We start from the raw sequence: 13,005 nt of genomic DNA on the forward strand, positions 1-13,005 counted from the left end.
GTCAGCACGTAGTGGCGTCACAGCTACACGCGTAACCGTGGGTTTGCGGAGAGGTTGAGAATGCCCCATTTCGGGCTCTATATCAACGGTCGAGAAGTGCCGGCAGACGGTGACGCTCAGTTCGAGTCGACCGACCCTTACACCGGCGCTCCCTGGGCGACGATCTCTAACGCCGGACCCGAAGACGTGGATCGTGCGGTTCGTGCCGCCCGGTCCGCGTTCGAGGGCACTTGGCGACGAATGCCCGGTGCAGACCGTGGTCGACTGATGGTACGACTGGCGGATCTCGTCGAACGAGACGTGGAAACCCTTGCTGAAATCGAGGTTCGCGACAACGGAAAACTCCGTCGCGACGCGGAGTCGCAGATTCGACTGCTGCCGGTCTGGCTCCGGTATTTCGGAGGCCTCGCCGACAAGATCTCCGGGCAGACGATTCCGGATGCTCACCCGGACCACCTCGTCTACACGCTTCGAGAACCGCTGGGCGTAGTGGCCGGGGTGCTGCCTTGGAACGCGCCGCTGATCCTCGGCATGTACAAGATCGCGCCCGCCCTGGCCGCCGGGTGCACGTTCGTGGCAAAGCCGTCCGAGTTCACTCCGGCGTCCATGATCGCATTGGCAAGACTCTTCGGAGAAGCCGGGTTCCCGCCAGGCGTCTTCAATGTTGTCGCCAGTTCTTCCCGAGAGACCGGAGCTGCGTTGGTAACGCACCCCCTAGTCTCGCGGATCGCCTTCACGGGCTCGACAGCGACTGGCATCGCCATCAGCAAGGCTGCAGCTGCCTCCGTGAAACAAGTGTCCCTCGAGCTGGGCGGTAAGTCCGCGCAGCTCGTCTTCGCCGACGCCGACCTGGACGCTGTCGTTGAAGGACTCACCGCCGGAGTATTCGCGGCCGCAGGTCAGATGTGCCACGCGGGGGCGCGGGTGTACGTCGACCGAGCGATCTACCCGAAAGTGGTCGCGCGAATGACAAAGCGAGCCGAGGGAATCCGGTTGGGAGACCCGAAAGACGACGCGACCGAAGTAGGGCCGATCTCCACGCGACCGCAATTCGAGAAGGTGCTTTCGCTGCTGGAGACTGCTCGAGCGCAGGGCGCGGTCGTTGAGTGCGGCGGAGGACGCGATCACACACTGCAGGGCGACTTCATTCGACCCACTGTTCTGACAGCCGTATCCGACGAGATGGACATTCTCCGAGAGGAAGTGTTCGGGCCGGTGGTGATCATCCTGCCCTTCAGCACCGAAGAGGAAGCCCTGCAGTTGGCGAACACCAGCGAGTACGGACTCGCTTCTGGGGTTTGGACGAATGACATTCGTCGCGTCCATCGTGTTGCCGCGGCATTGGAAGCCGGCACGGTATGGGTGAACAGTTACCGCGTCGCATCCCCAGCCGTGCCCTTCGGTGGGACCAAGCGAAGCGGAATCGGCCGCGAGAACGGTACGGATGCAATGCACGAGTACACCGAGGTCAAGTCGGTGTGGCTGGAGACCACCGGTGCCGATCGGGATCCAATGGCCATGGGATGACGCTGCGGCGCTATGCCACGCCAAGGTTGCTGACCTGCAGCGGGCCCGTGCTCTGACGCTGGCCGTCGGGGGATCGGCTGAGTTCGCCTCAGTACTCCGCGGCTGTGGTGTGCACCAGCGACGAGATCCGAGGCGAGGTCGATGTGCAGGCTTGCGGGTGAACCACCACTTCGATAGCGACTGCGCATGACGGCAGTGCCGGCAGGCTCAGCTGTGCTGACCTCGACCATTGTTTGATCCGGTCGATGGGATGTCGGTTCTTGATTCAACTGCATCAGGATGCTCGTCTTCCCCGACTTGCGAAGCCCGAACACACCGGTGACCCGCTGGTTGAACACGTCATCGCGCAGTGACTGCAGCAGCGTCCGCCGGCCGAAGAAACTTGCACCGGAGACCGGTGTGGTCATGTAGAACAAGTCTCGTGCGTAGATGTAGTCACGCAGCAGCGTGATGAGCGCGAGCTCGTCCTCATCGTCGATCAGCAGTGGGATGGCGAGCTTCGCCGGCCGAGACCAGTCGTTGAGCTTGATCCGCAGTCGTTGATCAGGTGACCACATGAAGAAGATGTCAGGCGTGACCGAGCGGCCGCCGGCGCCGAGCTCACGTGCCGCTGCCTGGAAGGTGCGGCCCTGCATGTCTTCGTCGGGGCTGTAGAAGATCATCAGGTCCCGGGTGAATCCGAACACCGCCTCGATCGCCCCACTGAATCGGACGTGGACGATGGCGCAATCGCGGAATCCGTCCTGACGACAGAATCCTGCATAGACCACTTGGGAGCCCAGGCTGCGGAGCGCGTCGATGTGATCGCGGAGGGCCGGGTACTTGTAGCGGACGCGTTCGATGTTCGCTAGCAAGTCCGGATGCTGCGGTGCGGGCACGGCACCGGACCTCCACCCGTGCTGTCGCGCGGAGGGTGCGCTGGGATCGAATCCTGGCCGATCCACGTGCGGATCGAGATGTTCACGGCGCAGCGCGGGCGGCCGCGGGGCTCCGGGACGCGGCGCCGTCGCACCGTACGACGCCCGCACCTTTCGCGCGACGGGCGCCTCAATCGTCGACGAGGGACTCTTGACGTATTCGCCGAGCTCTCGCAGCCGATCCAACACGACCTTGGCGTCGACGCTGAGCTCGGTGGCGAGTTCGTGCACCCGTATCTTCGCCATGGTCCTCCCCAGTTATCAGCGCCGTTGTCACGCGTTGTTCATGGACTCCGCTGCAGCGCGTCGGCCCAGATCAGTCTGATGTAAGTGACCTCGATCGCCCCGCGATGACACGAGCGGTGTTCCCGGAGTCCGCACTGGCAACCGGACGTGTGGCCGCTCCGCGAGCTGCGGGGGATGGCTCCGGCGGCAGCCAGACGGGGGCGGCGTCAGCTGACGCCGCCGGGCGTGACGGGCGGGGTGGTGCGCGTCCGGGGGGCACGCACCACCCCACCCGCTACCCGCGCGCCACGACTTCTCCGATCAGTGCCGCCGACGAAGCGGTCCGCAGTCCCACTTCGCCGGACGTCAGTTCCCAGACCGAGTTGGTCCAGGAAAAAGGTCTCTGGCCGTTCAGCCCCCTCCACGGTGTTCCCGGATGGGCAACGCCGGAAGCGCGGGACGATTCTCACCCCGAACAGTTGCGAGCTCCGCTGCCACGGGCTGGTGCTGCACACCATGGCGGATCACTAGCCGGCGCCTGGACTGATAGCTATGATCCTCCGTCTACCGGGGTGGGTCGGTGCGAACCATCAGGGCCGGGTACGAAGGTCCTCAGCCGACAGCCGACTCGGCTGGAGTGCGGGCATCGAGTCCGAGTTCGGCGAGCGTCGGCGGTACTGCACCGGCGCGGGCGACGGTGGCACGGGCAGAAGCCAGCGCTGTCCGTGCGATGTAATCTGCGTGGGTCGGCGTCATCGTTTCACTGCGAAGAGCGCCCTGGAGGTCGGCGTGCAGAAGGGCGTAGAGCATCCCCGACATGAACGCGTCGCCGCCGCCGATCGTGTCGACCACCTGCACAGGCAGTGCGGGCATGCTGATCGTCTCCCCGCGCGTCGATAGCACACAGCCGCGGGCGCCTAGCGTCACCACGACCAGCCGAGCGCCCGCCTGTAGGTAGATGGCGACGACTTCGTCCACGGTCGCTCGGGGGTGCAGCCATGCGGCATCTTCGTGGCTCATCTTCACCACGTCGACCAGTTCGGTGAACGCGGCAACCCGCTCTCGTGTTAGGGCCGCCGAGTCCATGAGCGAAGGTCGGACGTTCGGGTCGAAGGAGAGCAGCGGGGCATCCGCACCGCGCGCGCGCAGGTCGGCGAATGTTGCGAGCACCTGTTCGGCGCCCGGAGCGAGAGCCGTGGCGATGGAGCCGGTGTGCGCGATCGTAATGCCCGTCGGGGCGGGCTCCTGCCGCCATTGCCAGTCCACGTCGAACTCGTATGCGGCGTCGCCGGCGTCGTCGAGGTGTGCGATCGCGGTGGACGTGCGCGAACTGCTCAGCGATGAGGCCGCTACGTGGACTCCCGCGGCCTCCAGATCCCGCAGCAGGTGACCTCCCGCACGGTCAAGTCCGATACGGGTGCTGAATCGGGTGGGGACTCCCAGGCGCGCTAGCCCGAATGCGACGTTGCGGGGGCTGCCGCCGTAGGCGCTGGTCATCCTGTCCGAGGTGCGCATGATGTCGATGACGGACTCGCCGATCACCCACGCCGCTGTTGAATTGGTCACGACGCACCGACGATTCTCTGCAGCGCCGCCCGCACGCCGTCGGCGTGGATCGTCGTCAACGCCTCCAGGAATGGCGCTGTGAATGCGTAGTCGTCGACGAGATCCCCGAACACCGTGGGTTGCTCGAGGAATGCGAGGGGTCGTCTTCGTTGGCGACGTGCGGCGGCGGCCAGTTGCTGCGCCAGCGGGTCCACGAGGGTGTGCTTCTCGCCGCGGATGTCGGTCCCCTCGGCAAATCTAGCCCAACTCGCCACGATCGCGGCGGACAGCGCCACCGAGCGATTCGCTTCCAGGTTCTCTCGCACCACGGGCAGGAGGAAGACGGGGATGCGGTCCGACGCGTCCGTGCAAAGCCGCTCGAGAGTGTCGCGGATCTCGGGGTTCGCGAATCGCTCCAACAGTGTGGCCTTGTATTGCTCGAGGTCGATTCCGGGTACTGGCCGCAGGGTCGGCGTCGCTTCTTCATCCATGTACCTCTGCAGCAGCCGGCGGATGAGCGGGTCGGCGGCGGCCTCGTGGGCGTACTTGTAACCGAGGAGAGCGCCGAAGTACGCCATCGCCTGGTGGGACGCGTTCAGTAGGCGCAGCTTCATCAATTCGTAGGGTTCGACGTGGTCGACCAGCTGTACGCCGGCGTCCTGGAACGGCGGGCGGCCAGCCGGGAAGTTGTCTTCGAGGACCCACTGCGCGAACGGCTCCGCGACGACGGGCCAATCGTCGGGGATTCCGAAGCGGTCTCGGACCAGCGCCCGGTCGGCGTCGGTCGTCGCCGGCGTGATGCGGTCGACCATGGAACTCGGGAAGCTCACCTCGTCTTGCATCCAGGCGGCGAGCCCAGGATCGACCGCGGCGGCGAACGCGAGGAAACTCCGTTTGGCGACCTCGCCATTTGACTGGACGTTGTCGCAGGACATGATCGTGAACGGGAGGGTGCCATCTTCCCGCCGTCGCCTCAGCGCCGCCACGACGAGTCCGAATACGGTGACGGGTGTGTCGGGATGGGCGAGATCGTAGGCTATGCGCGGATTGGTGAGATCGAATCGGCCGGAGAGGTGGTCGATGTTGTAGCCGCCTTCGGTGACGGTCAGCGAGACGATCCGGGTCGCCGGGTCGCTGAGCCTTTCGATGACCGCCTGCGGATCGTCGGGGGCATACAGGTACTCCGCGATTGAGCCGACGATGCGCCGTTCGATGTACCCGTCGGTGTGCTTGAGCACGAGCGTGTAAAGGTTGTCCTGCTCGTGCATCGCGTCGCGCATCCGGGTGTCTCCCGGCATCACCCCGACACCACAGATCGCCCAGTCGAGCGCTTGACCGTCGTTCATCAACCGGTCCAGGTACATCGCCTGGTGCGCCCGATGAAAATTACCCAGCCCGAAGTGCACCATCCCGACCCTCAGATCGGTACGTGCATACTGCGGTCCGGGCGTGAGCCCGGCGGGGAAGATAGTCCTCATCGATGAGACCTCGTTCTGTCGAAATCGAACTGGCAAGTGATCAAGGTAGGCGGCCGTCGGGAGGTCGGATATGTCGCTCTGGCGGCAGACCCGTCCGATTTCCCGCCGTTTGGCGAAGCGCCCCCGGCGGCCGCGGCTGCCTGAGCGCCGGCGTGAACGACGCGTTGCCGGGCCGCCGCCGTGTGGGGTCTGTTCAGCTAGCTGCGGTGATCAGGCTCACGCCTACCGCATCGCCATGTGCTGCGGCCGGTCGACGCGCGACCGAACGTCGAAGGGTCGCCGCCAACGCGTCGTACACGGCATCGAGGGCACGGGTTGCGGCGGGGATCCGTGGGACCATCTGCTGGAAACCGTGCGTCAGGCCAGGTTGCGGCAGGTAGGTGACGTCGACGTCGGCGGCGGCGAGGCGTGTGGCGAAGTCGCGTGCCTCGTCTCGAAGCGGGTCGTAGTCGGCGCTCGTGATAACGGTCGCAGGAAACCCGTCGAGGTCAGCCACGGCGAGGTTCAGGCGCGGATCTCGCGAGGAAGACTCGGTCGCGATGTAGTGGCGCCAGTAGTGACTCATCGCGTCGGTCGTGAGAAGGAAGCCCGCGCCGTTGATCAGGTACGAAGAGTTTCCGAGGGCTCCAGGATCGACCACCGGATACAACGCCAGCGCGGCGTCGATGCCTCCATCGTCCGAGAGCGCGACGCAGGCGCCCAACGCGAGGTTTCCGCCAGCGCTGTCGCCGGCGACTGCCAGACCGCGGTGGGGCATGCTCGCCACTCGACGGATGACGGCGACGCAGTCGTCGAGGGCGGCGGGAAACGGATGCTCCGGGGTTCGGCGGTAGTCGACCGCGACCACAGAGCAACCCAGCCGATTGGCAAGGCGCCTCACGTCGGGATCGTAGGAATCTAGGTCGCCCACCATCCAGCCGCCGCCGTGGAGGAAGACGATCACATCATCCGACGCCGTGAGGTCTGGGCCGTACCAGCGCACAGGAACGCCGTCGAGGACCTCGTCGCGGGAGCGGACGCCGGAAAGCGAATCGTCGATCTCGCCCCGCAACCAGGCGTTGTCGGCCCGTGCTCCCTCTCTCAGTTGCTCGACGGGGAGGTCCAGGTCGGCGATCAGATGCCGTGGGGCATCCTCCAGCAATACAGCTAGGTCACCATCGACCAGCGTCCGAAATGCCACCCGTCCTCCTACATCGCGCGGTAGAGCTTCTGCATTCGACCGTAGGGGGGATGGCGTGCGGCGGCGCCCGCCGTTCGGCGGGCATTGGCCTGCGCGAGACCACCGAATGGCGCGTTGACGGCGCGCCAAGGTTCGAGTGTCGGATGTCAAGTGCGAAAAGCGCGGCGGAGCGCTGTCACTTGGTCCTGCAGGGCGCGTTGCCCGATCTTCGTCATCCGGTATCCGTCGAACCCGTGGATCGTGCCCGGGTACTGGCACAGTCCCACCGACACGCCCGCCGCCATAAGCCGCGCAGCGTACTCGTAGCCCTCGTCGCGCAGCGGGTCGTACTCGGCGAGCCAGATGGACGCTGCCGGCGCTCCGACGACATCGGTGACGAGCGCGGGCACCGCGCGCTCGTCCGTCGGCTCTTTGCCGTCGAGATAGCTGTCCCACATGAGCACGTTGTTGTCGCGACTCCACGCCGGCGTCGACGTGAACACCTGCATGGACCTGGTCCGGCTGCGGTGGTCGAGAACCGGGTTAACCAGGAGCTGGTGAACCAACGACGGCACGTCGGCCTTACGGGACTCGAGCGCCACCGACGCGGCCAGCGCGCCGCCGGCGCTGTTTCCGCCCACCGCGATCCGCCGAGGGTCGATCCGCAGCTGTGCGGCGTGGTCGCGCATCCACCGGAGAACGTCGAGGCAGTCGAAGAAGGCAGCGGGGAACGGGTGCTCCGGCGCGAGACGGTAGTCGACCGCCACGACCACGCACTCGACATCTCTCGCGTACAGCTCGCATCGGTCATCCTCTGTCGACAGGCCGCCGAGGATGAACGCACCGCCGTGGAAGTACAGAACCGCCGGCAGCGCTCCCCGAATCGGCGGGCGGTAGATGCGGACGGGGATTTCGCCAGCATCACGACGCGGAACGACGGTGTCCGTGCTCGTGACGCCGGCCAGCGGCTTGCGCCCCTGCGCAAGCAGAAGTTCCTCGAGAACACGCGACCCGGGAGCATCGGAGAGATCGAAGTTGGGAAGCAGCACCGCGATCGCCGCCAGCTCAGGGTCCAGCCGCAGTTGCGAATCGATCGTCACGTCTCCATTCTGCAAGTCGACGTCCGCCCCATCGGGAGCCAATTGGCGCGGATTGAACCCAACCGGCGGCCACTTGGCCACGCCAATTGGCTCGGCAGGTCGTACCATCGAGCTGTGCAGGGGCTCATGCTCAAGTTGCTCAACGTCGACGCGGCCGGCGAGCGAGCGCTACGGGTGGTCGCGTACTTCGACCAGCTGGGTAGCAACAAGCCGGATTTCGAATCGGTGGTCCGCGCGACCGCCCTGATCGCGGACTGCCCCGCTGGTCTGCAACTCCCCGACCGTGGCCTCTTCGTCCGGTTTGCTCCCGAGGGGACGATGCTGGGCACCGGTGGCAGACCGAGCGTACGCGCGCCGCTCGCCACGGATAGCGGTGAAGGCGGGACGGTATGGCTCGAGCGCGACGGGGACGCCCTGGAGTTGGATGAGTTCATCGTCGAGCGGTTCGCTCTGACCGCGTCGGCCGTCATCGACCGCGAGCGTCCGAACACCGAGTTCGAGCTCGCGCACGGGTTCTCAGACCCGGCGCTTGCCCAACTTCTCGTCAATGAGCGCGCGAGCGAGGCAGAGCGGTCCCGTGCCGCACAGCTCATGGGACTGCAGGCCGGTAGTTCCGTGCAGCTCGTCGCGCTCGAGCCGGATGCGGACGACGAACTCGAAGACCTGCCGGTGCGGCTGCGCAATCAGTGGCTGCGACCCACCTACCTCGCAGAGCTGTCCCGGCACCTCATCCTGCTGGTCGTCGTCACGCGAGAGCCGATTGACTGGGCCCCCGTCGATCTCAAGGGCCGAGGGGCCTCGGGACCGATCGTCGACGTGCTGGATGCGCCACGGTCCTGGACCGGGGCGCGCGAGGCGCTCAGGTTCGCAGGCGCTGGGGCGAGCTGGCCGCGTCTGCTCAACGCCGACAGCCTCGGGGTCATCCAGCTCCTCGGGAAACTGGATTCCGCGGTGGTGGGCGCCCATCCCGACGTCGCCCGGATCGAACACGTCGCCGCAGCGCCGAACGGCGCCGAGTCGATACTCGTCCTCGATCACTTCCTGCACGCCGACTCCGTTCGCGCCGCGGCCCGGGAAGTCAACTACCACCACAGCAGCCTGCAGACCCGCGTCAAGCGGATCGGAGAACTCATCGGCATCGACCTGACGTCGGCGTCCGGTCGGGAGCGTGCGGCGCTAGCCCTGCTGCTCTGGCGGACGTTCCGCTCCGGGACATGACGGCGTCGGAGTGGTCGGTCGACTCCGGCGGCCGGCTCTGACGCGTCCGAGCGTCCGGTGTAGTCGGCCGCCTCCGTCGGGTGCACACCTGCGGCACGCCGCGGCCTCAGCGATGGCGACACGGCTGCCCTCCTGGCTCGCGCTGACGCTGCACCAGGAACGCGAAGGCCGCCAGCGGGCTGCTGCGCGCGTGCGCTTCCCGGACGGCACCGATCCGGAGACGGTGAAACGGACCGCGTGGGGAACTCGACGGGTGATCATTGCAGAACACGCAGACGCTCGGCAGGGAGGGAACCCTGCCGAGCGTCTGCATGTTCTGCGTTACCGCGGTTTGTAGAGCTGCTTGCGGCGCAGGTAGTCGACGGCGACCGCGCCGATCAGGATCGCACCCACGATGATGTTGTTGAACTGCGGCGGGATCTGCGCGACCACGAGGGCGTTGTCGATGGTGGACAGAAGTACCGCGCCCACGGCGACGCCCGTGATCGTCCCCAGACCGCCCAGCAGGCTGACGCCGCCGATCAGGACGCTGGTCACGACGACCAGGGTGACCGGGGCCCCTCCGGCTTCGACCTGGCCCGCGCCGACACGAGCCGAGTAGATCATGCCGGCGATCGCCGCAGTCACACCGGCGACGACGTAGAGGGTGAGGTCGATGCGGACGACCTTGAGGCCGTTGCCTATCGCCGCTTGCCGGTTGCCGCCGACGGCGCGCACATTGACGCCGAACCTGGTGCGTTCGAGGACGAACCAGCAGATCGCGCCGACGATGAGGGCATACCAGATGACGTTCGGGACAAATAGGAACGATCCCTGCCCAAGCCTGAGGAAATCGGCCGGAAGGGGTACGACGTCGTTACCGCCGGTGATGAGCGCGCTCAGCCCCAGAGCGATGAAGAACGTGCCGAGCGTCGCGATGATGGGAGGGACGTGCCAGTACGTCACCACGAGATGGTTGACGATGCCGGCCAGGGCGCCGACGGCGATGGCCGCCAGGATTCCGATCGGGATCCACACCCCTTGTGCGATTAGAGACGTGCCGACGAGCGCGCTGATTGTGAACACCGCGCCGACCGAGAAGTCCAGGCCGCCTCCGATCACCAGCAGTGCAGCACCGCACCCCATGATGAAGAAGATGACGCTGCTGCGGAGGATCTCGGTGACGTTCGCCGGGTCCAGGAAGTTCGGGTTCTTCAGCGTGGTGAGGACCGCGATGAGAAGGACAACGGCGAGCAGCCACGTCTCCTGACGGAGGAGGACTGCGCGGACAATGCGTGCGCCGCGGTTGTCCGCGGCCTCCTTTTCGGTCTCCGGTGCTGGGTTGAGGGTGATGCTCATGATGCTTCCTTCATCGAGTCGCCGGGCGTCGCACCCGTGATCATGGCGATGATCTCGTCGCGGGTGACTTCCGAGACCTTTCGGGTTCCGATGCTCCGTCCCAGGCGGAGAACGGTGATGCGGTCGGCGTGTTTGAACACGAATTCGAGATCGTGGCTGACGCAGATCACGGCCTTTCCGGCCTCGCGCAGTTGGACGAACATGTCGCCCACGTAGGCGGATTCGCGGACGCCGAGCGCCGCGGTGGGCTCGTCAAGCAGGATGATCGGTTTGTCCATGCGGACGGCTCGAGCGATCGCGACGACTTGGCGCTGCCCTCCGGAAAGGAGACCGACCGGGGTGCGCACGTCGCCGACGCGCGCCTTCAGGTCGCGGAGAGCGGTCGCGGCTTCACGGTCCATGCGTTTGCGGTCGAGAACCACTCCCCACCGACGAGGAAGGTTGCCGAGGGCCATGTTGGTCGAGATGTCGAGGCACTCGACCAGCGCCAGATCCTGGTAGACGACGGCGATGCCGCGCTCCTGAGACTCCGAGGCGTCATGGCGGAGCTCCATCGGCTTCCCGTCGATCAGGATCTCGCCAGCATCGCCGCGGTGGATGCCGGTGATGATCTTGATCATTGTCGATTTCCCGGCGCCGTTATCGCCGACGATGGCGTGCACTTCGCCCGGGTACGCGGCGAAGTCCACGTGCTGGAGGGCGTCAACGGGCCCGAAGGATTTGCGAACGCCCCGCAGTTCGAGAATCGGGGCGGCGGCGCCAATCGTCGCGTGCGGCGGGAGCTTGCTCGTGTACGGTTCCGGCTTGGGATCAGGGGACATTGTTGTTGCCTCAGGTTGGGTTACTTGGATTGGTGGAGCGGAGACGGGGCGGGCCCGGGGACTAGCCGTGCCCACCCCACGGCACTAGCCCCAGTTATTCGCCAGGAGATCCTCGTAGTCGTCGGTGCTGGCCATAATGAATCCCATCGGGATCATCACCGGCTCTCCGCCCGGCTCATCGCCGTTCTCCAGGGCCTCGATGGTCGCGTCCAGCGCCTTCGTCGCGGCACTGCAGAGATCCTGCATGAGCAGTCGATACTCCGAACCGTCGAAGAGCGCTTCCTTGCCGCCGTTGTCCGGACCGTTCCCGAGGAAGGCGACCTCGCCCGTCAGATCCTTAGCCGCCAGCGCCGAGAGAGTACCCGCGGTCGCCGTGCCCATGTTGGTCGTGATCACGTTGACCTCGGGGTGGGCGGTGAGCAGGGCGTTCGCCTGCGCGAGCGCCTTCGAAGAGTCGTCGCCGGTGTACACCTCGCCGACAATGGAGATGTCGTCGGCGTCCTCAGCGGCTGCCTTCACGCCATCCATCCAGGATTTGCCGATCCCCGTGTCAGCGGACGTGATCAGCCCCACGTTCTTCTCACCGGGCAGCGTGGCGATGGCGTCGACGTACAGCTTGCCGAGCTCCGTCCAGTCGACTCCGACGTTGATGTCGGCGCCGCTCTCTTCGGTTCCGTCACCGTAGAAGGTCACGGTGGTGATACCGGCCTCCTGCGCCTGCTTGAGCAGGGCGCCGAACGCGTCGCTTGCGGGGAGCGTGAGGATAGCGCTCTTCTTGTTGGCGATGGCGCCCTGAATCTGCTTGATCATCGTCGTCGGGTCCATGGCCGATCCGGTCGGGCCGCTCTCCGTGAAGTCGACCCCTTGCGCCTTCGCCTCGTCGGCGAGGCAGTCACCGATCGTCCGCCACGCCGGGTAGTTCGGCAGCGGGTTGACGAACTGGATGGAGACGCCGGCCGCGTCTGTGCTGGTTCCGGCTTCCGCGGTGTTTGACGTGCACCCCGCGAGTGTGGTCGCGGCGAGCACGCCCGCGGCAACGGCAAATGCGATCTTGCGGAAGACCGCTGTGCTGTGTTCCAAGGTTGACTCCTTCGTCGAGGTTTGATCCATCGCGGTGCTTCACTTGACGTGCGGACGGGCAACCTGCGGGTTTTCTCGGCTCACGGTTGACGTGAGTGCAAGCCCTGCCTTGCAAGCAGATTTCCGACGTCGCTGTGCGAAACTGACGCCCGGGCGGCGCCTGGTACTGAAGCTACGGTTCGTCTGGCACGACATCGGCCGACGAACGGCGGGCAAATGTCAACGGCGCACGCCAAATGGCCGCTGCCGTGCACCTCGGGCCTCGGGCCTCGGACCTCGGACCTCGGACCTCGGACCTCGGAGAGTCTCTTCGGCTCGAGGCTTAACCCCGCCGACAGGCATCGACTGCTGCAGGAACGCAAACCGGTGCTGGAGAAGGCGCTGGCGGTGATCGCGAGCCTGAAATGCGCGGAGTACCACGGTGGCGCCACCGCGCTGGAGCGTGCCCAGCTGGTGCGGGGTGATCAACAAGTGGCTCGACCCGAACCGCGGCTCGCTCCCGCCGCACAGCTCCCACCGCCGCCAGTATGGGCTGATGCACCACATGGGGATGATCAGGTTCGACCCGGACACCATGCCCGGGGGGTCGTGTGATCG

At 66.1% G+C, this 13,005-nt stretch carries 9 protein-coding genes and 1 pseudogene; 2 read left to right on the forward strand and 8 right to left on the reverse strand.

The genetic code is table 11. The annotated features are described in order from the left end of the window. Positions 1-60: 60 nt before the first annotated feature. The gene (locus J2Y46_RS05140) at positions 61-1,527 is read left to right on the forward strand and encodes an aldehyde dehydrogenase (RefSeq protein ID WP_310240713.1); all 1,467 of its coding nucleotides are present in this window, start codon (positions 61-63) and stop codon (positions 1,525-1,527) included. A gap of 1,067 nt (positions 1,528-2,594) precedes the next feature. On the opposite strand, the pseudogene J2Y46_RS20670 reads toward J2Y46_RS05140, so the two are convergent. From J2Y46_RS20670 to J2Y46_RS05165, 5 genes and pseudogenes are all read right to left on the reverse strand, one after another. Further along, a pseudogene (locus J2Y46_RS20670) lies at positions 2,595-2,690 on the reverse strand (translation initiation factor IF-2 N-terminal domain-containing protein); the annotation flags it as partial. A gap of 591 nt (positions 2,691-3,281) precedes the next feature. Further along, on the reverse strand, positions 3,282-4,235 hold the full coding sequence (locus tag J2Y46_RS05150; protein ID WP_310240715.1) for a PfkB family carbohydrate kinase: 954 nt from the start codon (positions 4,233-4,235) through the stop codon (positions 3,282-3,284). Beyond that, the gene (locus tag J2Y46_RS05155; protein ID WP_310240717.1) at positions 4,232-5,623 is read right to left on the reverse strand and encodes a mannitol dehydrogenase family protein; all 1,392 of its coding nucleotides are present in this window, start codon (positions 5,621-5,623) and stop codon (positions 4,232-4,234) included. The genes J2Y46_RS05150 and J2Y46_RS05155 overlap by 4 nt, the downstream gene beginning before the upstream one ends. Positions 5,624-5,885: 262 nt before the next feature. Then, positions 5,886-6,872, reverse strand: coding sequence for an alpha/beta hydrolase (locus J2Y46_RS05160; RefSeq protein ID WP_310240719.1), 987 nt, complete (start codon positions 6,870-6,872; stop codon positions 5,886-5,888). A 146-nt stretch (positions 6,873-7,018) separates the two neighbouring features. Beyond that, positions 7,019-8,032 (reverse strand): alpha/beta hydrolase, encoded by a 1,014-nt coding sequence (locus tag J2Y46_RS05165; protein ID WP_310240722.1) that lies wholly within the window; start codon positions 8,030-8,032, stop codon positions 7,019-7,021. Positions 8,033-8,065: 33 nt separating this feature from the next. Between J2Y46_RS05165 and J2Y46_RS05170 the strand changes: the two genes are divergently transcribed. Continuing rightward, positions 8,066-9,169, forward strand: coding sequence for a helix-turn-helix domain-containing protein (locus tag J2Y46_RS05170; RefSeq protein WP_310240724.1), 1,104 nt, complete (start codon positions 8,066-8,068; stop codon positions 9,167-9,169). A 321-nt stretch (positions 9,170-9,490) separates the two neighbouring features. On the opposite strand, the gene J2Y46_RS05175 is transcribed toward J2Y46_RS05170, so the two are convergent. From J2Y46_RS05175 to J2Y46_RS05185, 3 genes are all read right to left on the reverse strand, one after another. Beyond that, positions 9,491-10,507: an ABC transporter permease gene (locus J2Y46_RS05175; RefSeq protein ID WP_310240726.1), complete on the reverse strand. Its 1,017-nt coding sequence runs from the start codon at positions 10,505-10,507 to the stop codon at positions 9,491-9,493. Then, positions 10,504-11,196 carry an ATP-binding cassette domain-containing protein gene (locus J2Y46_RS05180; protein WP_310240728.1) on the reverse strand — a complete coding sequence of 231 codons (693 nt, stop codon included), beginning with the start codon at positions 11,194-11,196 and terminating at the stop codon, positions 10,504-10,506. Before J2Y46_RS05180 ends, J2Y46_RS05175 begins: the two co-directional genes overlap by 4 nt. A 216-nt stretch (positions 11,197-11,412) precedes the next feature. Beyond that, positions 11,413-12,438 carry a sugar ABC transporter substrate-binding protein gene (locus tag J2Y46_RS05185; RefSeq protein ID WP_310240730.1) on the reverse strand — a complete coding sequence of 342 codons (1,026 nt, stop codon included), beginning with the start codon at positions 12,436-12,438 and terminating at the stop codon, positions 11,413-11,415. Positions 12,439-13,005: the final 567 nt, after the last annotated feature.

The organism is Microbacterium sp. BE35, assembly GCF_031457705.1.
Lineage (GTDB): Bacteria > Actinomycetota > Actinomycetes > Actinomycetales > Microbacteriaceae > Microbacterium > Microbacterium trichothecenolyticum.